Here is a 20,992-nt window from a genome sequence, read left to right on the forward strand (position 1 = left end):
TAACCTTGCGCCATGACAACGGCATTGATTACGGGATCGACCGCGGGCATCGGTGCCGCGTTCGCACGACGGCTGGCGGCTGACGGGCACAACCTGGTGCTGGTGGCCCGCGACACCAAGCGGCTCCGGGAGCAGGCGACCGAACTCCACGACCGGCACGGCATCGAGGCCGAGGTCCTCACCGCCGACCTCGCCACGGACCCCGGCATCGAGGCGGTCGCCGCCCGCCTCACCGACCGCAGGTCCCCCGTCGACCTTCTCGTCAACAACGCCGGCTTCGGCAACAAGGGCCGCTATCTCGACGTCTCCATGGCCGACGAGCTGAAGATGCTCAAGGTGCACTGCGAGGCGGTGCTGCGACTGACGTCGGCGGCGACGGAGGGGATGCGGGAGCGCGGGCGCGGGGGCGTCGTGAACGTCGCGTCGGTGGCCGCGTTCGTGCCTCGCGGGACGTACGGCGCCTCGAAGGCGTGGGTCGTGCAGTTCACGCAGGGCGCGGCGAAGGACCTGGCGGGGAGCGGGGTCCGGCTGATGGCCCTGTGCCCGGGGTTCGTGCGGACCGAGTTCCATCAGCGGGCCGGGATGGGCACGGACAACATCCCGGGCTGGATGTGGCTCGACGCGGACAAACTGGTCGCCGCGGCCCTCGGTGACCTGTCCCGCGGCAAGACCCTGTCGATCCCGGATCCGCGGTACAAGGCGCTCATGGGGCTGGTGAAGGTGGCGCCGCGGGGGCTGCTGGGCGGGATCACATCGAGGACGGGCCGCAAGTACGGGCCGCAGTAGGGCCCGAAAAGGCGGACAATGGTGCCGTAATGCCGGACCCAGGGGGGCCGGAGGCGATCGCGTATGACGTTCGTACAGCTCATCGACTGCAGGACCAGCCGTTTCGACGAGATGGACCGGCTGATGGACACGTGGGTCGAGCAGACCAAGGGGAAGCGGACCGCGACGCACGCGGTGGTCGGCAAGGACCGCTCCGACGCGTCGCACTTCGTCGAGATCGTGGAGTTCCCGTCGTACGAGGAGGCGATGCGGAACTCCGGACTGCCGGAGACGGGGCGGATCTTCGAGGACATGGTCGCCCTGTGCGAGGAGACGCCCACCTTCACGGACCTGGACGTGGTGCGGGACGAGCAGCTCAACCCGGCGACGTCACGGCAGTTCTTCGAGCGGGCCGGGCGGTCCGAGACGGATCTCGTGTTCGAAGGGTTCTCCGACGACTACCTGGAGCATGTCCCGGCCTACCCCGGCGACGTGGACCTGGAGGGTTCGCGCCAGGTGTATGCCGGGTGGAGCCAGGCCTTCGATCTCGCCTTCCGGGTCGACGACCAGATCGCCCAGGGCGACCAGGTGTGCACCCGCTGGACCCTGGCCGGCCGGCACAAGGGCGATTTCCTCGGAATTCCGGCCACCGGCCAGGACATCACCATGACCGGCATCACCTGGCACCGGTTCCGGGACGGGATGATCTGCGAGGGCTGGTGGCAGTACGACCGGGCCGGGCTGCTGGAACAGCTGGGAGTGCTCGGGGAGTGACCCGCGAAGGGGGGCGTGACCCGCGAAGGGGAAGGGCCCCGGTCCGGCACTCGTGTGCGGAACGGGGCCCTTTGCGAGCGGTGAGGCTCAGTGGGAGTGGCCGTGGCTGTGACCACCGGCGGCCGGCTCCTCCTCTTCCTTCTTCTCGACGACCAGGGTCTCGGTCGTCAGGAGGAGGGAGGCGATGGAGGCGGCGTTCTCCAGGGCGGAGCGGGTGACCTTGACCGGGTCGATGACGCCGGCCTTGACCAGGTCGCCGTACTCGCCGGTCGCGGCGTTGAAGCCCTGGCCCTTGTCGAGCTCGGCGACCTTGGAGGTGATGACGTAGCCCTCGAGGCCGGCGTTCTCGGCGATCCAGCGCAGCGGCTCGACGACGGCCTTGCGGACGACGGCGACACCGGTGGCCTCGTCGCCGGTCTTGCCCAGACCGCCTTCGAGCACCTTGGCGGCGTGGACCAGAGCGGAGCCACCACCGGAGACGATGCCCTCCTCGACCGCGGCGCGGGTCGCGGAGATGGCGTCCTCCAGACGGTGCTTCTTCTCCTTCAGCTCCACCTCGGTGGCGGCGCCGACCTTGATCACGCACACGCCGCCGGCCAGCTTCGCGAGGCGCTCCTGGAGCTTCTCGCGGTCCCAGTCGGAGTCGGTGTTCTCGATCTCGGCCTTGATCTGGGCGACGCGGCCCGTGACCTCGGAGGAGTCGCCGGCACCGTCGACGACCGTGGTGTCGTCCTTGGTGACGGTGACGCGGCGGGCGGTGCCGAGCACGTCCAGGCCGACCTGGTCGAGCTTGAGACCGACCTCCTCGGAGATGACCGTGGCGCCGGTGAGGACCGCCAGGTCCTGGAGCATCGCCTTACGGCGGTCACCGAAGCCGGGGGCCTTGACGGCGACCGCGTTGAAGGTGCCGCGGATCTTGTTGACGACCAGGGTCGACAGGGCCTCGCCCTCGACGTCCTCGGCGATGATCAGCAGCGGCTTGGAGGCACCCGACTGGATGACCTTCTCGAGCAGCGGGAGCAGGTCCTGGATCGAGGAGATCTTGCCCTGGTTGATCAGGATGTACGGGTCGTCGAGGACGGCCTCCATACGCTCCTGGTCGGAGACCATGTACGGCGACAGGTAGCCCTTGTCGAAGGCCATGCCCTCGGTGAAGTCCAGCTCCAGACCGAAGGTGTTGGACTCCTCGACGGTGATGACACCGTCCTTGCCGACCTTGTCCATCGCCTCGGCGATGAGCTCGCCGACCTGGCTGTCCTGGGCGGACAGACCGGCGACGGCGGCGATGTCGGACTTCTCGTCGATCGGGCGGGCGGTCGCGAGGAGCTCCTCGGACACGGCCTTCACCGCGGCGTCGATGCCCTTCTTCAGGGCAGCCGGGGAGGCACCCGCGGCGACGTTCTTCAGGCCCTCGCGGACCAGCGCCTGGGCGAGCACGGTGGCGGTGGTCGTACCGTCACCCGCGATGTCGTTGGTCTTGGTCGCCACCTCCTTCACCAGCTGCGCGCCGAGGTTCTCGTACGGGTCGTCGAGCTCGACCTCACGGGCGATCGTGACACCGTCGTTGGTGATGGTGGGAGCGCCGAACTTCTTGTCGATGACGACGTTGCGGCCCTTGGGGCCGATCGTCACCTTGACCGTGTCGGCAAGCTTGTTGACGCCGCGCTCGAGGGCGCGACGGGCGTCCTCGTCGAACTTCAGGATCTTCGCCATGGGAGCGTGAGCCCTCTCGGAAATCTAGGGGAAAAGAGACTGCGCCCCGGGCGCCCGGCTTGTCAGTGGTCGGGGGGCCAGGGGCGCAGCTCAAAGAAATGCTTCGGTGAATTACTTCTCGATGATCGCGAGCACGTCGCGAGCCGAGAGGACGAGGTACTCCTCGCCGTTGTACTTCACCTCGGTGCCGCCGTACTTGCTGTACAGCACGATGTCGCCGACGGAGACGTCGAGCGGAAGACGGTTACCGTCCTCGAAGCGGCCCGGGCCCACGGCCAGGACGACGCCCTCCTGGGGCTTCTCCTTCGCCGTGTCCGGGATGACCAGGCCAGAGGCGGTGGTCTGCTCGGCGTCGAGCGGCTGGACCACAATGCGGTCCTCGAGCGGCTTGATGGCAACCTTGGAGCTGGTGGTCGTCACGATCCGACCTCCCCCTTCGGAGATCACGGGGTTGACTGTCTGAGGTGGCGACCAGGTGGATCCGTCGTCGCGGGTGCCGGACCTGCCCGTCGCTGTGTTGGCACTCTCCAGGGGGGAGTGCCAGACCCGAGACTATGACCGTGATTAGCACTCGGTCAAGCGGAGTGCCAATTCGCGGCGCGCCTGAGCGGAATTCGGGTGCGCGTGAGTGGGGGTTGCCGTTCTGGTGGGCTGCCGCCCCCAGGCTCCCGCTTCGGCCCAAAGCCCTCGTCCTCGATCGCCAGACGGGCTGGATTGCCTACAGATAGTCCTCCAGCCGCCCCACTGCCAGCCCCCGCCGCTGGATCTCCCGCAGCAGCCCCGTCGTGCGTTCCGTCAGGGTCGGTCCCCTCGCCTCTCCCGACGCCACCGAGACGATGTCGCCCGCCCGCAGCGGCCGCCGTGGCCCGTCCTCCTCCAGCGCCACGCTCCACAGCACCACCGCCGAGAGCCCGCAGTCGGCCGCCGCGCGCAGGGTCGTGCGGTCGTACGTGCCGTAGGGCGGCCGGAACAGCCGTGGCCGGATCCCGAAGCGGGAGCGCACCTTCTCCTGCTGGCCGCAGATCTCGGCGCGCTGGCCGGTGTACGGCAGCCCGCGCAGGGCGGGGTGGTCCAGGGTGTGGTTCTGGATGCTCGCGCCGACCGACCGCAGGCGCGCGAAGTGGCCGTAGCCGGGGCCGATGACGCTGTCCGTGAGGAACATGCTGACGGGCAGCCGCAGTTCACGGACCAGGTCGACGAAGCGCGGGTCCTTCTCCGCGCCGTCGTCGTAGGTGAGGAAGACGACCTTGTCGGACGTCGGCACCCGCTTCACCACCGGCGGCACCCGGCCCGGGTCCGCCACCGGGCGCGCCGGCACCCGCGGGGGCGACGGCAGCGGGGCCGCGAGACCCCAGTGGCGGTACGGCCGTCCGTCCGCCCTTGCCGGCCCGTACGACCCCACCCGCTGGGCCGCCTTCTTGCCCAGCCGTTCGATGGGGTCGACGGACTGGGCGCAGCCGGCGAGGAGTACGGCCGCCAGTGCGGCGGCGAGCAGGGTCCGCGGTCTCACAGGTAGTCCTCGAGGCGTGCGACGGCGTACCCCTCGGCCGTGACCTTGTCCAGGAAACGGCGGGCCATGTCGGTCATCGTGCCCTTCCAGTCCTCCCGGCCCCGGAAGTGGCTGAGCACGATGTCGCCGGGGTGGATCCTCTGGTCCCACTCGCGGTACTCCCAGTGGTCGACGAAGACCTCTTCGTTCCAGATCGGCGCGTACCCGATGCCGCAGGACCCGGCCGCGCGCAGGGTGTCCTCGTTGTAGTTGCCGTACGGCGGGCGGAAGAGCGCGGGCCGCGTGCCGTAGTGCTTCTCGATGACGTCCTGCATGCCGCAGATCTCGTGCTTCTGGCGGGCGTACGACAGCGCGGGCAGGTAGGGGTGGTGGAGGGTGTGGTTGTTCAGCACGACCCCCGCGTCCCGCATCTTCGCGAAGTAGCCGTAGTCGTCCTTGACCAGGTAGTCGCTGAGGAAGGCGGTGTAGGGGATCTTCAGCTCGCTCATCATCCGCAGGAACGCGGGGTCCTTCTCGGCGCCGTCGTCGATGGTGAGGAAGACGATCTTCTCTTCGGTGGGGATCGTGGTGAAGACCGGGGGCAGCCCCTTCTCCTCGTGGCCCTCGACCTCGAAGCCCTCGCGGGTGGTGATGCGGGGCTTGGTCACGGGCGCGGGCGGCGCCGTCAGTGGGACCTGCTTCAGCCCCCAGCGCCTGGCGGCGGCGATCCGCCTCTGCTCGGCGCGGAGCCTGGCGGCCCGGATGACGGTCTTGTCGGCCTGGAGGTCGGCGGCGGGGGCGGCCGCGGGGGCCGCAGGTGCCTTGAGGGGCCGCTGCGGCCGTGCGTCCGTCCCGGCCGGGCGGGCGCAGCCGGAGACCAGGGCGGCCACGGCCAGGAGGACGAGTCCGCCGCGGATCGACACCCTCAACGCACCATTTTTATCGTTTTGTCCTACTGTTCCCATGGCGCCGGATCCTCGCAGGTCAGGGCGGAGCACCCGGGCCGACACCGCCGCCCGGAAGCGGACCGTCCACCGACTGGCCCACAATGACCCGGTGACCGACCTCGCCCCCCTCCTCACTCCCGAGGGCCGTGCCCTCCTCGACGACGTGCGCGGCACCGCCCCCGCCGACGAACTCGCCGTCGCCACCCGGCTGCGCCGCGAGCACCCCGCCGAGCTGGTCTCCGCGGCGCTCGGCCAGGCCCGGCTGCGGCAGCGGGCGGCGGCGAAGTTCGGGGCCGAGGACGCGGAGCGGATGTTCTTCACGCCCAACGGGGTCGAGCAGTCGACGCGGGCGAGCGTGGCGGCGTACCGGGCCGAGCGGCTGCGGGCGCTCGGTGTCACCTCCGTCGCGGACCTGTGCTGCGGGATCGGCGGTGACGCGATCGCGCTGGCCCGCGCCGGGATCCGGGTCCTCGCGGTGGACCGGGACCCGCTGACGGCGGCGGCCGCGCGGGCCAACGCGGACGCGCTGGGACTCGCCGGCCTGATCGACGTACGGGAGGCGGATGTCACGGAGGTCGACACGGCCGCGTACGACGCCGTGTTCGTGGATCCCGCGCGGCGCGGCGGGCGGGGTCGCATCTTCGATCCGGAGGCCTACTCGCCGCCGCTGTCCTGGGCCGTGCGAGCGGCTCTCAAGGCCCCGCACGCCGCGCTGAAGGTCGCGCCGGGCATCCCGCACGAGGCGGTTCCGTCGGAGGCCGAGGCGGAGTGGATCTCCGACGGCGGGGACGTGAAGGAGGCGGTGCTGTGGTTCGGCACCGCGCCGGGCGCCGTCCGGGCAACGCTGCTGCCGGGACCGCGGACGCTGCTCGGGCGGGGCCTCCCCGACCCCGAAGTCCGGTCCGTGGGGCGGTACTTGTACGAGCCCGACGGTGCCGTCGTCCGGGCCCATCTGGTCGCCGAGGTGGCCGAGGACCTGGACGGCGGGCTGATCGACGAGACCATCGCCTACGTCACCGCCGACGCACTGCACCCGACGCCGTACGCCACCGCCTACGAGATCACCGACCGGCTCCCCTTCAACGTGAAGAAGCTGAAGGCGCTGCTGCGGGAGCGGGGGGTCGGGATCCTCACCGTGAAGAAGCGGGGGTCGGCCGTCGAGCCGGAGGAGTTGCGGCGCAAGGCGCTGCCGAAGTCGCAGGGGCCGCACTCGGCGACCGTGTTCCTGACCCGGGTCGCGGGGGCGCCGACCATGCTGATCGGCGCCCCCGCGAGGGCCCTTACTGGTGCTGGACCGTCCTGAGCGACTCCAGGTGCGGGTCGGCGCCGACCGGGCCGGTGCGCGCCGCGGTGGCGTTCCGGGTCTCGTCGCCGCCGGTGCGCAGGGCGCTCGTGCGGCTGCTCGCCGGCTCGTCGCCGTTGCGGAACGGTGTGTAGACGACCTGGGCGCTGTTCGCGGCGACCGAGGCGCCCGCCGAACCGAGGGTGCCCGCCGAGAGGTTGCCGGTACCGCCGAAGGCGATCACGGAGTTGGTGCTCGCGGACTCGCGCAGCAGATAGCTCGTCAGCTCGGGCGAGAGGGAGGCGCGGGAGGTCCACAGGACCGGCCCGAAGACGTTCATCGCCCCGGCCGCCGACAGCCCGTCACGCCAGGAACCGGAGTAGGCGAGGGCCACGTTGCTCGGCGTGCTCCACCAGAACTTGGCGACGGCCACCGAGAGGGCGGCCCTGGTCTTCCCCGAGATCGGGTAGTACGAGTACGAGGAGGGCCACCGGGAGAAGTCCGTGTGGGTCAGCGCGTACCTGGCGTCCGCACCCACCGGGATGAGCATGGTCTTCGCGGGGTTGAGGCCGTTGAGGTACGACTTCACCGACGAGGACAGCTTCTTGCCGTTGGTCAGGACGAGGCCGCCCGCGCTGCTCGTGCCGTCGGCGCCGGCCGCGGCGGCGGCCGGGAGGGACGCGTAGGCGTCGGTGCCGGAGGCCAGGAACACGTACTTCGGGCTGGTGGTGATCGTCTTGGCCACGGCCACCGAGGTAGCGAAGCGGTCCGCGCCGGTCAGCCGCTTGGGCGTGAAGCCGAGGGCCTTGACCTGGGAGGTGACCGTGGAGCTCAGGACGGACGGGGAGCCGAGGAGATAGACGTTGGCGCCCCGCTTCAGCACCCGCTTCAGCTCGGCCTTGACCGCCGCCGACAGCCCGCCCTTCGGGGTCGCGAGGACCGGCCCCTGCTTCTTGCCGGCCAGCGCGGGCGCGGTCAGCGCGTACGCGGTGCTGTCCTGGTTGGTCAGCACGGCCGCCTTGGCGTCCATCAGCCCCGGCGCGCTGGTGCCGACCTTGTTCCAGGTCCAGCGGGAGGCCGCGACGACGGTCGGGGTGCTGCCGGAGCCCCAGATCCGGGCGGTGTTGTTCTTGCGCAGCGGCTGCCAGCTGGGGTCGCTGCCCTGCGGGGTGCCCGGGACGGCCGTGCGCTCACCGGTGGCGACGTCGGCGTACTCGGTGGTCTGTACGTCGGTGCTGTCGCCCGTGGTGTGCGCGTCGAAGACGATCCGGGTGCCGGTGGGCGACCAGGACGGGTTGGCGACGTAGCCGGGCCCGGTGGTGAGCTGCTTGACGTCGGTGCCGTCGGCCTTGGCCGTGAAGATCTGCTGCTTGCCGTCGGTGTCCTTGCGGACGAAGGCCAGCTTGGTGCCGTCGGGCGAGTAGGCGGGCTGCCCGGCGTTGCTGAGGACCCGCTTGACCGTCTTGGCGGTCGGGTCGTAGACGTACACGCCGGCGTTGTCGTAGCAGCCGTAGTTGATACGGCGTTCGAAGGCGACCGTGCCCGACGGGCTCACCGTCGGGTCGGTGTCGCAGACGCTGGACGGCTCCAGGGCCGACGACAGCAGCGGGCGGGGCGCCCAGGAGGCGTCGGAGGGGCCGTAGGCGAGCTGGCCGCCGGTGGAGAAGACGACGTAACGGCCGCCCCACCAGAACGTCAGGTCCTGGTACTGGGCACTGGAGCGCACGCCCTCCGCCCAGGGCAGGGTGAACTTCGAGCCGCCGCTGGGGCGGATGCTGCTGATCTGACTCGCGGAGGTGACCAGACGGCTGCCGTCCGGGGCCCAGGCGGCGTAGCCGCCGTAGGTGTTGGGCACCGCGGTCTGCTTGCCGGTGGCGGTGTCGACGAGCACCGGGCCGTCGGTGAGGATCCGGCCCTCGGTGCCCGGCCAGGGGCCCGCGTCGTCGGCGGCGGCGCCGGGGGCGGCGGCCAGGGTGCCCACCGCGGCGAGCGCCGCTGCGGTCGCGAGCGCCGCGGCACGGCGGCGCGTGAACAGTCTCAAGTTGTCATCCTCTACAGGGTTTTCACGGTCTCCACACAGAGACTGAGTCACTGTAGGTCGCCAACAGGACAGCAGGGGAACGAATTTACTGATGTGCAACTGTTCGACGAAGGATTACTGACCGCACTCCCGCGCCCGGTCCAGCAGCAGTTCCCGCTCCCGCTCGTTGCGGGTCAGCGCGGCCGCCCGTGCGAACTCGGCCCGCGCCTCGGTCGTCCGTCCGAGGCGGGCGAGGAGATCGCCGCGCACGCTCGGCAGCAGGTGGTAGTCGAGCAGGGCGGGTTCGGCGGTGAGCGCGTCGACGATCTCCAGGGCCGGGCCCGGGCCCTCGGCCATCGAGACGGCGACCGCGCGGTTGAGTTCGACGACCGGGGAGGGGGTACGGGCAGCCAGCAGGGCGTAGAGGGTGGCGATGGCCGGCCAGTCGGTCTCGTCGTAGGAGTACGCGTGCGCGTGGCAGGCGGCGATGGCGGCCTGCAGGACGTAGGGGCCCGGGGCGCCGGTGGCCGTCGCGTCGGCGCGGCCCAGGGCCTTGATGCCGCGGGCGATGAGCATGCGGTTCCAGCGGCTGCGGTTCTGGTCCCTGAGCAGGACCGGCTCGCCGCGCGGTCCGGTGCGGGCGGCCGTGCGGGAGGCCTGGAACTCCAACAGGGCCGCCAGGCCGTGCACTTCGGGTTCCTTGGGCATGAGGGCGGACAGCAGGCGGGCCAGGCGCAGGGCGTCCTCGCACAGGGAGGGGCGCAGCCAGTCGTCGCCCGCGGTGGCCGCGTACCCCTCGTTGAAGATCAGGTAGATGACGTCGAGGACCGAGCCGAGACGGGCCTCGCGGTCGGGGCCGTAGGGCACCTCGAAGGCGATGTTCTTCGTGGCGAGGGTCCGTTTGGCGCGCACGATGCGCTGGGCGACCGTCGCCTCCGGGACGAGGAAGGCGCGGGCGATCTCCGGGGTGGTCAGACCGCCGAGCAGCCGCAAGGTGAGGGCGGTACGGGCCTCGGCCGACAGCACCGGGTGGCAGGTGGTGAAGACGAGCCTGAGCAGGTCGTCGTCGATGTCCTCGGGGTCGGCGGGCTCCTGGGGCGGGGCGGTCTCCGGCAGGTCCCGGCCGATCTCGACCAGCTTGCGGGCGTAGTTCTCCCGGCGGCGGACCAGGTCCACGGCCCGTCTGCGCGCGATGGCCATGAGCCAGGCGCCCGGGTTGTCGGGGACGCCGTCGCGCGGCCACTGCTCCAGCGCCGCGACCAGCGCGTCCTGCGCGAGTTCCTCGGCGATGCCGACGTCCCGGACGACCCGGGTGACGCCGGCGATGATGCGCGGCGACTCCATGCGGAAGACGGTCTCCACGACGGTCTGCACGGAGGAGCGGGCGTCGGTGGTGGGGGGCTGTGAGGTCACAACCCCCCATTCGACACCCGTACGTCCCCGCAGCCAAGGAAGAGGGCTCAGCCCTCCGCGATCTCCCGCACCTCGCAGGTGACCGTCCAGTGCTCCTCGTGCACCTTCAGGAAGCGCTTGGTCCACTCGATCGCCTCGGCCATGTCCTTGGCCTGGATGATCGCGTACCCCCCGACGACCTCCTTCGCCTCGGTGAAGGGACCGTCGGTCACCGACAGCTGCCCCTTCTCCCAGCGCACCCGGGCCCCCTGCGCGGTCGGCGTGAGCCCGGCGGTGTCGAGCAGCACCCCGGCCTTCGTCATCTCCTCGATCAGCTCGCCCATGCGCTGCATGAGGGCGTCGCTGGGGCCCTCGGCGGGGGCGGTCTTCTCGTCGATCTGGACCATCGACAGGTAACGCGGCATGGTGACTCCTCGGTCGCTACGGGGCCGGTCCTTCCCGGCCTCTCACCCATGCGTCGATCGGGAGAGGCCGGGATCGACAGACCCCGCGGATTTCTTCGGAGATTTTTTCCAGGGCCCCGAAACAGGGTCCTGACCTGCTACGACAGCACCCCGCCGAACCACGCCTTGGCGGACGGCGCCCCGATCGTCACCGGGCCGAAGGTGAACGCCGCGTCCGTCACGATGCCGGTCGGACGCCCCCGCAGCGACCAGACCGCGCCGTCGCCGGTGTTCTCGCGGGGGGCCGCCGCCGCGAGGTCCGCGTAGCCGTTGCCGTTGATGTCGAGGAGGCTGACCGAGCCGCCGAAGTTGTCGCTCGACTCCGCGGCACCGGGGACGCCGTCGGTGTCCTGGGTGAAGCCCTGGGCGGCATTGCCGGTCAGGCCGTCGTGGCTGCCGTAGAGGACGTTGACCATGCCCGCCCCGCCCTTGTCGCCGAGCGCCTCGCCGGGCGCGCCCACGGCCACGTCGGCGTAGCCGTCGCCGTTGACGTCACGGGCGGAAACCGCGTCGCCGAAACGGTCCTCCTCCTCCGTGGCGCCGGGGACCCCCTCGGTGTCCTGGCTGTACGACTTCCAGGTCGACGCCGGCTTCAGACCGGAGGCCGAGCCGAGGGCCACGGTGACCGTGGACTGGTTCGGGACGCCCCGGACGACGTCGTCGAAGCCGTCGCCGTTGACGTCGCCGAAGGCCACCTGACCGCTGCCCTCGGGGCCGGCGGCATAGGTGAAGGCGCCTCCCGAGGCGTTGGACAAGTAGAGCTGGGAGCCGATGCCGCCGTCGCCGAGGTAGACGGTCAGCGCGAGGTCGTCGCGGCCGTCGCCGTTGACGTCCCCGGCGGCGGCGTACATCACGTCGAAGGGCTCCACCTTGGTCGAGCCGAAGTCCTGCGTGGCGGTCGGCTTCCCGGCCCTGGAGATCGGGCCCCGCCAGACGGTGGCCTCGGTGCCGAGCGGGTCGTCGCCCGGGGAGCGGCCGCCGCGGAACAGGACCAGGTCCGGCCAGCTGTCACCGTCGAAGTCGCCCGCCTGGGTGGTCGCCGCGGGCACGGACACCCCGCCGGACAGGCCCTCCTTGGTGCCCCAGACGACGACCGCGTCCCGGGTCGAGGAGGCCTGCCCGATGATCAGGTCGGTGCGCCCGTCGCCGTCCAGGTCCCCCGTGGACAGCTGGTAGCCGAAGTTCTCGCCCGCGGCGGGATCGCCCGGGATCCCGCTGGTGGAACGGCTGATGATGGTACGGCTGTCCTTGGTCAGGCCGTGCGGGCCGCCGTACATGACGGTGACGTAGCCCGCCCCCTGCTTGCCGCCGACCGTGGCGATCGGGGCGCCGACGGCGAGGTCCTTGTAGCCGTCGCCGTTGAAGTCGTTCTGGACGGCCTTCGATTCGGCCGCCGCGGCGGTGCCCGCCAGGGCGGGTATCCCGCCGAGCGCGAGCACTCCGGCGATCAGCGGCACGGACCAGGCTTTGTACGAACGCGAGTTGGACATCGGTGATCCCCCTGATTACTGCAATGTGGTCACCGCAACAGACACCACTGGACGCCCGATGGTTGCAACCGTCGTCCCGTGTTTCAGCGCAGCGACTCCCACAACTCGCTCGCCGCGGGCTCCTTCGCCACCACCCGGTTCGGGTTCGAGGGCGCGGTCACGACCGGCATGGTCACCGTCTTCACGTCGTCGGCCGCCAGGCCCTTCAGGCTCTCGCCGAGGCTCATGAGCTCGGTCAGGGAGTCGAGGCCGGTGTCGGTGGTGAGGCTGCCGGTGACGGCGTCGGCGACGGAGTACAGCTTGGTGGGGCTGGCCAGCAGGTTCGTCGAGGAGATCTGCTCCAGCAGAGCCGTCACCAGCTTCTGCTGGAGGCCTATGCGGCCCAGGTCGCTGCCGTCGCCTATACCGTGCCGGGTGCGGGCGAGGGCGAGGGCCTGCTTGCCGTCGAGGTGGTGGGTGCCCGCCTTCAGATGCAGGTGGCTGTCGTTGTCGTCGATGTCCTCGTCCGTGGTGACCGTGACCCCGCCGAGCGCGTTCACCAGCTTCGCGAAGCCCGAGAAGTCGATCTCGATGTAGTGGTCCATGCGGACGTCCGTGATCGACTCGACGGTCTTGACCGCGCACACCGGACCGCCCACCGCATAGGCGCTGTTGAACATCGCGCCGTACGAGACCGCCGTGGAGCCTCCGCTCTCCAGGGGGCAGGACGGGCGGGTGACGAGGGTGTCGCGCGGGACGCTGACGACGGTGGCCGTGGTGCGGCCCGCGTCGATGTGCACGACCATCGCGGTGTCGGACCGGGCGCCGGTGCTGCTGCCGCCGCCGAGCGCCTGGTTCTCCTTGCCGCTGCGCGAGTCGGAGCCCAGGACCAGGATGTTCAGCGCCTCGGTGGGCAGCGGTGCCTCCTGCGAGACCGAGGGTGTCGGGGTCGCCTTGGCGGGGCGGTCGTCGCCGAGCGCGCTGTTGATGTCGACGCTCTTGATGTTGCTGTTGAGGTGCCAGTACGCCCAGCCCGCCGCGGCGCAGCCCACGACCAGCGCACCCGCGAGGGTGAGGCCGACGGCTTTCAGTACGCCCGGCCGCCGACCCACTCGTCTGTCCTCGTCGTCTCCGATCACAGAGAGGAACATAAGTCCGAATTATTACGAGGAACGCCTCCCGGGCGGCTTTCTTCGAAAAATCTCAGACTTCTCAACCCAGCGTCACGACCGGAACGGGATTGCTGCCGCTCCACGAGCCGTTGAATCCGAAGGTCACCGAGCCGCCGTCCGGCACCGTCCCGTTGTAGGCGGCGTTCGAGCAGCTGACCGCGGTCCCGGACTGGGTGCAGATCGCGTTCCAGGCCTGGGTGATCCGCTGCCCGGCGCCGTACGTCCAGCCGACCTTCCAGGACGACAGGGCGGCACCCGAGCAGGAGATCGTCACCTGCCCCGTGAAGCCGGTGTTCCACTGACTGGTCACGCTGTAGGCCGCGCTGCACGCACCCGTCGGCTCAGGGGTGGTCGTTCCGCCGAGCGCCTCCGCGATCGCGTGGTACGCCGGTTTCGGCGCGTAGTTCTCGTCGTACGGCGTCGCCGCGCCCTGGCCCGGGAATGTGCTCGGGATCCAGGAGTCGGAGTCGGTGAAGCCCCAGACGGTCGCGCCGACGCAGCGGGCGACCGCCACGCACGCGTTCAGGACGGCCTTGTAGTCGGCGGCCTGCTGGGTCAGCTTGGCGCTGTCGGAGGGCAGCGTCATCCGGATGTCCAGCTCGGTGATCGCCACGTCCACCCCGAGGTCGGCGAAGCGCTGGATGTTCTGTTGGAGCGTGGCCGGGACCTGACCGACGATCAGATGGGCCTGGAGACCGACGCCGTCGATCGGGACGCCCTGCTCCTTCAGCGACTTGACCAGGTTGTACAGGGCGGTGGACTTCGCGTTGACGCCCTCGACGTTGTAGTCGTTGATGTACAGCCTGGCGGCCGGGTCGGCGGCGCGGGCGGCGGTGAGGGCCTGGGCGATGTAGCCGGTGCCGAGGCCGTTGTACCAGAGGGTCTGGCGGTAGGTGCCGTCCTCGTTGAAGGGTTCGTTGACGACGTCCCAGGCGGCGAGCCGGCCCTTGTAGCGGCCCACTTCGAGCGCGATGTGGTCGTCCAGGAGCCGGCTGAGCTGGGCCGGGGTCCAGGTGCCGTTGGTCAGCCAGTCCGGGTTCTGGTTGTGCCAGACCAGGGTGTGGCCGCGCACCTGCTGGCCGTGGGACTCGGCGAAGTTCACGATCTGGTCGGCCTCGGCCCAGTTGTAGCTGCCGCGGCTCGGCTCGACCGAGCCCCACTTCATGGCGTTGCCGGGGGTCAGCGAGTTGAACTGTGTCCCGGCGAGGTCGCCGTAGGTGCCGGTGAGTTTGGACCCGGTGACGGCCGTACCGATGACCTTGCCCTTGGCTGCGGCGAGCTCGCGCAGGGGTACGTCGGCGGCGCTCGCCGTGGGGGCCGGGGCGAGCAGCGCGAGGCCGCTCAGGAGGGACACAAGGGATAAGCCGGTTCTCAGAGATCTCATTGCGGGTGCCTCCGAAAGTTTCGGTCGTGCAACCGATTGGCTTCGGAGGAGTGTGGGCGCACGCACCCCACCCGTCAATAGCTCACCCGCGGGCCTCAGCGGTACTGCTGCGCACCACCAGGCTCGTCGCCAGTTCCACCCGGGTGGCCGCCGGGCTGCCGCCCTCCCGGCCGAGGTCGAGCACCAGCTTGGCCGCGGCCTCGGCCATCTCGGTCAGCGGCTGCCGTACGGTCGTCAGCGGCGGGCCCACCCAGGGCGCCACCGGAAGGTCGTCGAAGCCGACCACGCTCAGGTCCTCCGGGATGCGCAGGCCCAGCTCGCGGGCCGCCTCGTAGAGGCCGAGCGCCTGGAGGTCGTTGCCGGCGAAGACCGCGGTGGGCCGGTCGGGGCGGCGCAGCAGTTCCAGGCCCTGGCGGTAGCCGGTCTCGTGGTGGAAGTCACCGGCCATGATCAGCCCGGGATCGACGGGCAGCCCCGCCGTCTCCAGGGCGGCCCGGTAGCCGTCGATGCGGGCGCGGCTGCACATCATGCGGGAGGGCCCGCTGATCGCGCCGATCCTGCGGTGCCCCAGCTCGACCAGGTGGCGGGTCGCGGCGAGCCCGCCCTGCCAGTTGGTCGCGCCGATGGAGGGCACGTCGGCGCCCGGATCGCCGGCCGGGTCCATCACCACGAACGGGATCGATCTGCTGCCCAGCAACGCGCGCTGGGACTCGTCGAGCCCGGACAGTACGAGGACCACCCCGTGCGGGCGGCGGGCGGCGACCTGGTCGGCCCAGGTGCGCCCGGGGGTGAGCCGTCCCGCGCTCTCGCTCAGCACGACACTGAGCCCGGCGTCGCGGGCCACGTTCTCCACACCCCGGATCACCTCCATCGCCCACGCGCTCTCCAGTTCGTGGAAGACCAGGTCGATCAGGGGCGAACGGCTCGCCTCGGCACGCCGGCGCCGGTAGCCGTGCGCGCGCAGCAGGTCCTCGACGCGGGCGCGGGTCGCGGGCGCGACGTCGGCCCGGCCGTTGAGGACCTTCGAAACTGTCGGCGCCGACACACCCGCCTCGCGGGCGATCTCGGCGAGCGTGGCCGTCTGCGGCGATCGTCCTGCCGTCGGGGAAGTCGTCCGGGTTTCAGCGGGCTCGGGGGGTGTCATGGCGGCGATCGTATCCCTGCGCGACCTCTTGACGAACCCTTCGTGCGGCCCTAGGTTCCCAAAACATTCGGATTAAATGTCGAAACATTCGCGAAGTCGGCCCGACAGTCGAGCCCGACAGGAGTTACATGACCACCGCGCCCTGGCGTGACCCCGCCCTGACCGCCTCCGCCCGCGTCGACGACCTCCTCTCCCGGATGACCCTGGAGGAGAAGACCGCCCAGCTCTACGGCGTGTGGGTGGGCGCCAGCACGGACGGGGACGGAGTCGCCCCCCTCCAGCGCGAGATGACCGCCGACTACGACTGGGACGAGTTGATCACCCGGGGTCTGGGGCAGCTCACCCGGCCCTTCGGCACCGCCCCCGTGGACCCGGCGCTGGGCGCGCAGGCACTGGCCCGCGCCCAGCGCCGTATCGCAGACGCCGGCCGCTTCGGCATTCCCGCGCTCGCGCACGAGGAGTGCCTGGCCGGCTTCACCACCTGGCGGGCCACCGCCTATCCGGTCCCGCTCGCCTGGGGTGCGAGCTGGGACGCCGAACTGGTCGAGGAGATGGCCGGCGCCATCGGCCGCGACCTGCGCACGGTCGGCGTCCACCAGGGTCTGGCCCCCGTCCTGGACGTCGTCCGCGACCCGCGCTGGGGACGGGTCGAGGAGACGATCGGCGAGGACCCGTACCTGGTGGGCACGATCGGCGCCGCCTACGTCCGCGGCCTGGAGTCGGCGGGGATCGTCGCCACGCTCAAGCACTTCGCCGGGTACGCCTCCTCGGCCGGCGCCCGCAACCTCGCGCCCGTGCGGGCGGGCGTGCGCGAGTTCGCCGACATCACCCTGCCGCCCTTCGAGTTCGCGCTGCGCGAGGGCGGGGCCCGCTCGGTGATGGCCGCCTACACCGACACCGACGGCGTCCCGGCCTCCGCCGACCCGGGCCTGCTGACCGAACTGCTGCGCGAGGAGTGGGGGTTCACCGGCACGGTGGTCGCCGACTACTTCGGCGTCGGCTTCCTCCAGACCCAGCACCGGATCGCCGGCACCGAGGCGGGTGCGGCGCACGCGGCCCTCGCGGCGGGCCTCGACGTCGAACTGCCGACGGTGAAGTGCTACGGGAATCCGCTCCTCGATGCGGTCCGGGCAGGGGACGTGCCCGAGTCCCTGATCGACCGGGCGGCCCGCCGGGTCCTGCTCCAGAAGTGCGAGCTGGGCCTCCTGGACGAGGACTGGAGCCCGGAGCCCACCGAGCGGATCGACCTCGACTCGAGGACGAACCGCGCCCTGGCACGCCGCCTCGCCGAGGAGTCGGTGGTCCTCCTCGACAACCCGGACGGCCTGCTCCCGCTGGCCCCGGACACCCGGATCGCGGTCGTCGGGCCCCGCGCCGCCGACGCCCTCGCCATGCTGGGCTGCTACTCCTTCCCCTCCCATGTCCTCACCCACCACCCCGACATCCCGATGGGCATCGAGATCCCCACGGTCCTGGAGTCCCTGCGCACCGAACTCCCCGACGCCAAGGTGACGTTCACCGAGGGCTGCGGGGTCGACGAGCCGGACACCGGCGGCTTCGAGGAGGCGGTGGCCCGGACGGCCGAGGCGGACGTCTGTGTGGCGGTGCTCGGTGACCGGGCGGGCCTGTTCGGGCGGGGCACCTCGGGCGAGGGCTGCGATGTGACGGACCTGCGACTGCCGGGAGTGCAGGGCGAGTTGCTGGACTCGCTGGTCGCCACCGGCGTCCCGGTCGTGCTGGTCCTGCTGACCGGCCGCCCCTATGCGCTCGGCCGCTGGGACGGCCGGCTCGGCGCGGTCGTCCAGGCCTTCTTCCCCGGGGAGGAGGGCGGCCCGGCGGTAGCGGGAGTGCTGTCGGGCCGCATCAACCCTTCGGGCCGCCTCCCGGTGAGCGTGCCGCGGGTGCCCGGCGGTCAGCCGTGGACCTATCTCCAGCCGCCGCTCGGCCTCGCGGGCGAGGTCAGCAACCTGGACCCGACCCCGCTGTACGCCTTCGGACACGGCCGCTCCTACACGGAGTTCGCGTGGGAGGACTTCACGGGCGGTGCACCGGCGGAGATCGGCACGGACGGCACGTACGACGTGTCGCTGACCGTGCGCAACGCCGGGGGCCGGGCGGGCGCCGAGGTCGTCCAGCTGTATCTGCACGACCCGGTCGCCTCGGTGACACGCCCGGACGTCCGGCTGATCGGCTATCAGCGGCTGGAGCTGGAGCCGGGCGAGTCCCGACGCGTGACCTTCCGCTTCCACGCGGAGCTGTCGGCGTTCACCGACCGCAAGGGCCGCCGGATCGTCGAACCGGGCGACCTGGAGCTACGGCTGTCGGCGTCGAGCGCGGAGGTCCGGCACACGGCACGGCTGCGTCTGACGGGCCCGGTGCGGGAGCTGGGTGCGGACCGCCGGCTGCGCTGCGAGACGGAAGTGTCGTAGCAGTCGCCGTCACTCCACCGACTCGAACCGCCACCGGTGCACCGCCCTCGCTGCCAACTCACCGTCCGGCTCCGGGAGTTCGGGCAGCTCGGCGTCGTAGGCCGCGTCCCACCACGTGACGACCAGGACGCGGTCCTGCGGCGCCCGGAAGGTCTCCCGCCGCAACGGCCGTACGGCAAGCTCCTGTCGGCGGGCCCAGGCGAGCAGGTCGTCGCCCCGGCCCTCGACCGCGCGGGCCTCCCACATCAACGCGACCGTCACGAGTAGAGGTTCTCCTTGCTGACCTCGTGCACGTGGTCGTGGCCCGGCACATGGGGGTCGGTCACCGGCAGGGAGGAGTCGGCGGAGAGGTCCCAGCTGGAGGCGGGGCGGTTGCGGGCCACCATCTCGGCGCCGAGCGCGGCGACCATCGCGCCATTGTCGGTGCACAGCTTGGGACGCGGGACCCTGAGGCGGATCCCGGCGGCCTCGCAGCGCTCCTGGGCGAGGGCCCGCAGCCGGGAGTTGGCGGCCACGCCACCGCCGATCATCAGATGGTCGACGCCCTCGTCCTTGCAGGCCCGCACGGCCTTGCGGGTCAGCACGTCCACCACCGCCTCCTGGAAGGAGGCCGCCACGTCACGCACCGGCACCTCCTCCCCCGCGGCCCGCCTGGCCTCGATCCAGCGGGCCACCGCCGTCTTCAGACCGGAGAAGGAGAAGTCGTACGCCGGGTCGCGCGGCCCGGTCAGTCCGCGCGGGAACGCGATCGCCGACGGGTCGCCCTCGCGCGCGTACCGGTCGATGACCGGGCCGCCCGGGAAGCCGAGGTTCAGCACCCGGGCGATCTTGTCGAAGGCCTCGCCGGCCGCGTCGTCGATGGTCGCGCCCATGGGCCGTACGTCGGAGGTGATGTCCGAGGACAGCAGCAACGACGAGTGACCGCCGCTGACCAGCAGCGCCATCGTCGGCTCGGGCAGCGCCCCGTGCTCCAGCTGGTCGACGCAGATGTGGGAGGCGAGGTGGTTCACGCCGTAGAGGGGCTTGCCGAGCGCGTAGGCGTACGCCTTCGCGGCGGAGACCCCGACGAGCAGCGCGCCGGCGAGTCCGGGACCCGCGGTGACGGCGATGCCGTCGAGGTCCTTCGCGGAGACACCGGCCTCCTTCAGGGCGCGCTCGACGGTCGGCACCATCGCCTCCAGGTGCGCCCTGCTGGCCACCTCCGGCACCACGCCGCCGAACCGGGCGTGCTCGTCGACGCTGGACGCGATGGCGTCGGCCAGCAGGGTGGTACCCCGGACGATGCCGACGCCGGTCTCGTCACAGGAGGTCTCGATGCCCAGGACAAGCGGTTCGTCAGCCATTGATCTCGGTTCCTCGTTCTGATGTCGGTCGCTCGGCGGAGCCGCTGTCGGATGCTGTGGTCAGCCGCATGACCAGGGCGTCCACATTGCCCGGCTGGTAGTAGCCGCGCCGGAACCCGATGGCCTCGAAGCCGAAGCGCTCGTAGAGCTTCTGGGCGCGGATGTTGTCGATCCGGCACTCCAGCATCACTTCGGCGCACTCGAAGGCGGTCGCGGCCCGCAGCAGCTCGGTCAGCAGCGTCGCCCCGAGTCCGGTGCCCCAGTGGTCGCGGGCGACGGCGATCGTCTGGACGTCGGCCAGCTCGCCCGCGGAGGCGAGTCCGGCGTATCCGACGATCCGTTCGCCCTCCTCGGCCACCACGAACCGCCGGGTCGCCTCGGGCCCCCGGGAGTGCGCGAGTTCGGACCAGAACATGCCCCGGGACCAGGCGTCCTCCGGGAACAGGTCCCGCTCCAGCTCCAGGACGGGCTCGATGTCCCACCACCGCATCTCGCGCAGCACAGGGATCACGGGTGTGGTCACTTGGGGGTGACCACCTTGTAGTTCTTGGGCACCTGCGCGTCCGGCCGCCGCAGATACAGCGGGCGCGGGGCGGGCAGTTCCGCCCCGGCCTCGATGCGCTCGGCGGCGAGGGCGGCGAGCGAGGCGGCCGACACGTGCTCGGGCTCGCGGGCGTCGGTGAAGGTGTCGGGGTAGAGCAGCGCCCCGGCGCCGACCGCGGGCAGCCCCTCGACCTGCTCGGCGATGTCGGCGGGCCGGTCGACCGCGGGATCGCTCACGCGGGTGCGGGGGTCGGAGTAGGTGGCCCAGTAGACCTCCTTGCGCCGCGCGTCGGTCGCCACGACGAAGGGTTCGTCGCCGACGTCGGCCGCGTAGGCGAGTCCGTCCAGGGTGCACACCCCGTGGACGGGGATCTTGAGCGCGAGCCCGAAGGTGTCGGCGGTCATGAGCCCGACGCGCAGCCCGGTGTAGGGCCCGGGTCCGATTCCCACGACGATCCCGGTGACCGCGTCCAGCTTCACCCCCGCGTCCGCGAGCACCCGGTCGACGGCCGGCAACAACAGCTCCCCGTGCCGGCGCGCGTCCACCTGACTGAACGAGGCGACGACGTCCCGCCCGTCATGCAGGGCGACGGTCACGGCGGGGGTGGCGGTATCCAGAGCGAGCAAGAGCACGCAAACAGCCTACGGCTCCGGGCGCCCCC

At 71.4% G+C, this 20,992-nt stretch carries 19 protein-coding genes; 4 read left to right on the top strand and 15 right to left on the bottom strand.

Translation table 11 applies throughout. The annotated features are described in order from the left end of the window. The first annotated feature begins 12 nt into the window (after positions 1–12). Together ACIRP7_RS08665 and ACIRP7_RS08670 are read left to right on the top strand one after the other, a co-directional pair. Complete coding sequence (locus ACIRP7_RS08665) at positions 13–786, top strand: SDR family NAD(P)-dependent oxidoreductase (protein ID WP_403655447.1); 774 nt, start codon at positions 13–15, stop codon at positions 784–786. Positions 787–849: 63 nt separating this feature from the next. Beyond that, positions 850–1,539 carry an ester cyclase gene (locus tag ACIRP7_RS08670; RefSeq protein ID WP_403655449.1) on the top strand — a complete coding sequence of 230 codons (690 nt, stop codon included), beginning with the start codon at positions 850–852 and terminating at the stop codon, positions 1,537–1,539. Positions 1,540–1,626: 87 nt separating this feature from the next. Here ACIRP7_RS08670 and groL read toward each other — a convergent pair whose 3' ends face one another. From groL to ACIRP7_RS08690, 4 genes are all read right to left on the bottom strand, one after another. Then, complete coding sequence (groL, locus tag ACIRP7_RS08675) at positions 1,627–3,252, bottom strand: chaperonin GroEL (protein WP_403655451.1); 1,626 nt, start codon at positions 3,250–3,252, stop codon at positions 1,627–1,629. A gap of 111 nt (positions 3,253–3,363) precedes the next feature. Continuing rightward, positions 3,364–3,672 (bottom strand): co-chaperone GroES, encoded by a 309-nt coding sequence (groES, locus tag ACIRP7_RS08680; RefSeq protein ID WP_007384130.1) that lies wholly within the window; start codon positions 3,670–3,672, stop codon positions 3,364–3,366. Positions 3,673–3,970: 298 nt separating this feature from the next. Continuing rightward, entirely contained in the window at positions 3,971–4,762 is a 792-nt protein-coding gene (locus ACIRP7_RS08685) for a polysaccharide deacetylase family protein (protein WP_403655453.1), read from the bottom strand. Further along, entirely contained in the window at positions 4,759–5,706 is a 948-nt protein-coding gene (locus ACIRP7_RS08690; RefSeq protein ID WP_403655455.1) for a polysaccharide deacetylase family protein, read from the bottom strand. Before ACIRP7_RS08690 ends, ACIRP7_RS08685 begins: the two co-directional genes overlap by 4 nt. Positions 5,707–5,797: 91 nt before the next feature. Between ACIRP7_RS08690 and ACIRP7_RS08695 the strand changes: the two genes are divergently transcribed. Further along, complete coding sequence (locus ACIRP7_RS08695; protein WP_403655457.1) at positions 5,798–6,991, top strand: methyltransferase domain-containing protein; 1,194 nt, start codon at positions 5,798–5,800, stop codon at positions 6,989–6,991. Here ACIRP7_RS08695 and ACIRP7_RS08700 read toward each other — a convergent pair. The 7 genes from ACIRP7_RS08700 to ACIRP7_RS08730 form a co-directional block, all read right to left on the bottom strand. Then, positions 6,969–9,011, bottom strand: a complete 2,043-nt coding sequence (locus tag ACIRP7_RS08700; RefSeq protein ID WP_403655459.1) for a cell wall-binding repeat-containing protein — start codon at positions 9,009–9,011, stop codon at positions 6,969–6,971. The two genes, ACIRP7_RS08695 and ACIRP7_RS08700, sit on opposite strands and share 23 nt — an antisense overlap. A 114-nt stretch (positions 9,012–9,125) precedes the next feature. Beyond that, positions 9,126–10,403: an RNA polymerase sigma factor gene (locus ACIRP7_RS08705; protein WP_403655461.1), complete on the bottom strand. Its 1,278-nt coding sequence runs from the start codon at positions 10,401–10,403 to the stop codon at positions 9,126–9,128. A 47-nt stretch (positions 10,404–10,450) separates the two neighbouring features. Then, positions 10,451–10,807, bottom strand: coding sequence for a YciI family protein (locus ACIRP7_RS08710; protein WP_403655463.1), 357 nt, complete (start codon positions 10,805–10,807; stop codon positions 10,451–10,453). Positions 10,808–10,944: 137 nt separating this feature from the next. Next, positions 10,945–12,336: an FG-GAP and VCBS repeat-containing protein gene (locus ACIRP7_RS08715; protein ID WP_403655465.1), complete on the bottom strand. Its 1,392-nt coding sequence runs from the start codon at positions 12,334–12,336 to the stop codon at positions 10,945–10,947. An 83-nt stretch (positions 12,337–12,419) separates the two neighbouring features. After that, positions 12,420–13,466 (bottom strand): LCP family protein, encoded by a 1,047-nt coding sequence (locus tag ACIRP7_RS08720; RefSeq protein ID WP_403655467.1) that lies wholly within the window; start codon positions 13,464–13,466, stop codon positions 12,420–12,422. Between the two features lie 61 nt (positions 13,467–13,527). After that, positions 13,528–14,871 (bottom strand): endo-1,4-beta-xylanase, encoded by a 1,344-nt coding sequence (locus tag ACIRP7_RS08725; protein WP_403655469.1) that lies wholly within the window; start codon positions 14,869–14,871, stop codon positions 13,528–13,530. A gap of 82 nt (positions 14,872–14,953) precedes the next feature. After that, the gene (locus ACIRP7_RS08730) at positions 14,954–16,015 is read right to left on the bottom strand and encodes a LacI family DNA-binding transcriptional regulator (RefSeq protein ID WP_403655471.1); all 1,062 of its coding nucleotides are present in this window, start codon (positions 16,013–16,015) and stop codon (positions 14,954–14,956) included. 128 nt (positions 16,016–16,143) lie between these two features. On the opposite strand from ACIRP7_RS08730, the gene ACIRP7_RS08735 reads away from it, so the two are divergent. Beyond that, positions 16,144–18,444: a glycoside hydrolase family 3 N-terminal domain-containing protein gene (locus tag ACIRP7_RS08735; protein ID WP_403655473.1), complete on the top strand. Its 2,301-nt coding sequence runs from the start codon at positions 16,144–16,146 to the stop codon at positions 18,442–18,444. Between the two features lie 9 nt (positions 18,445–18,453). Here the strand turns inward: ACIRP7_RS08735 and ACIRP7_RS08740 are convergent, their stop codons facing one another. From ACIRP7_RS08740 to tsaB, 4 genes are read right to left on the bottom strand one after another with little or no spacing between them, the layout of a single operon-like run. After that, entirely contained in the window at positions 18,454–18,705 is a 252-nt protein-coding gene (locus ACIRP7_RS08740; RefSeq protein WP_403655475.1) for a hypothetical protein, read from the bottom strand. Continuing rightward, positions 18,702–19,787, bottom strand: coding sequence for a tRNA (adenosine(37)-N6)-threonylcarbamoyltransferase complex transferase subunit TsaD (gene tsaD, locus ACIRP7_RS08745; protein ID WP_403655477.1), 1,086 nt, complete (start codon positions 19,785–19,787; stop codon positions 18,702–18,704). The genes ACIRP7_RS08740 and tsaD overlap by 4 nt, the downstream gene beginning before the upstream one ends. Next, positions 19,780–20,310 carry a ribosomal protein S18-alanine N-acetyltransferase gene (gene rimI, locus ACIRP7_RS08750; RefSeq protein ID WP_352389199.1) on the bottom strand — a complete coding sequence of 177 codons (531 nt, stop codon included), beginning with the start codon at positions 20,308–20,310 and terminating at the stop codon, positions 19,780–19,782. The genes tsaD and rimI overlap by 8 nt, the downstream gene beginning before the upstream one ends. Then, positions 20,307–20,963: a tRNA (adenosine(37)-N6)-threonylcarbamoyltransferase complex dimerization subunit type 1 TsaB gene (tsaB, locus tag ACIRP7_RS08755; RefSeq protein WP_403655479.1), complete on the bottom strand. Its 657-nt coding sequence runs from the start codon at positions 20,961–20,963 to the stop codon at positions 20,307–20,309. Before tsaB ends, rimI begins: the two co-directional genes overlap by 4 nt. Positions 20,964–20,992 lie beyond the last annotated feature (29 nt).

The organism is Streptomyces sp. NPDC102270 (genome assembly GCF_044766405.1).
Lineage (GTDB): Bacteria > Actinomycetota > Actinomycetes > Streptomycetales > Streptomycetaceae > Streptomyces.

Excerpts from the sequence above, each read along its gene's own strand:
- ACIRP7_RS08665 (WP_403655447.1), top strand. The coding sequence starts at position 13 with ATGACAACGGCATTGATTACGGGATCGACCGCGGGCATCGGTGCCGCG.
- ACIRP7_RS08670 (WP_403655449.1), top strand. The coding sequence starts at position 850 with ATGACGTTCGTACAGCTCATCGACTGCAGGACCAGCCGTTTCGACGAG.
- groL (WP_403655451.1), bottom strand. The coding sequence starts at position 3,252 with ATGGCGAAGATCCTGAAGTTCGACGAGGACGCCCGTCGCGCCCTCGAG.
- ACIRP7_RS08690 (WP_403655455.1), bottom strand. The coding sequence starts at position 5,706 with ATGGGAACAGTAGGACAAAACGATAAAAATGGTGCGTTGAGGGTGTCG.
- ACIRP7_RS08710 (WP_403655463.1), bottom strand. The coding sequence starts at position 10,807 with ATGCCGCGTTACCTGTCGATGGTCCAGATCGACGAGAAGACCGCCCCC.
- ACIRP7_RS08715 (WP_403655465.1), bottom strand. The coding sequence starts at position 12,336 with ATGTCCAACTCGCGTTCGTACAAAGCCTGGTCCGTGCCGCTGATCGCC.
- ACIRP7_RS08720 (WP_403655467.1), bottom strand. The coding sequence starts at position 13,466 with ATGTTCCTCTCTGTGATCGGAGACGACGAGGACAGACGAGTGGGTCGG.
- ACIRP7_RS08725 (WP_403655469.1), bottom strand. The coding sequence starts at position 14,871 with ATGAGATCTCTGAGAACCGGCTTATCCCTTGTGTCCCTCCTGAGCGGC.
- ACIRP7_RS08730 (WP_403655471.1), bottom strand. The coding sequence starts at position 16,015 with ATGACACCCCCCGAGCCCGCTGAAACCCGGACGACTTCCCCGACGGCA.
- ACIRP7_RS08735 (WP_403655473.1), top strand. The coding sequence starts at position 16,144 with ATGACCACCGCGCCCTGGCGTGACCCCGCCCTGACCGCCTCCGCCCGC.
- tsaD (WP_403655477.1), bottom strand. The coding sequence starts at position 19,787 with ATGGCTGACGAACCGCTTGTCCTGGGCATCGAGACCTCCTGTGACGAG.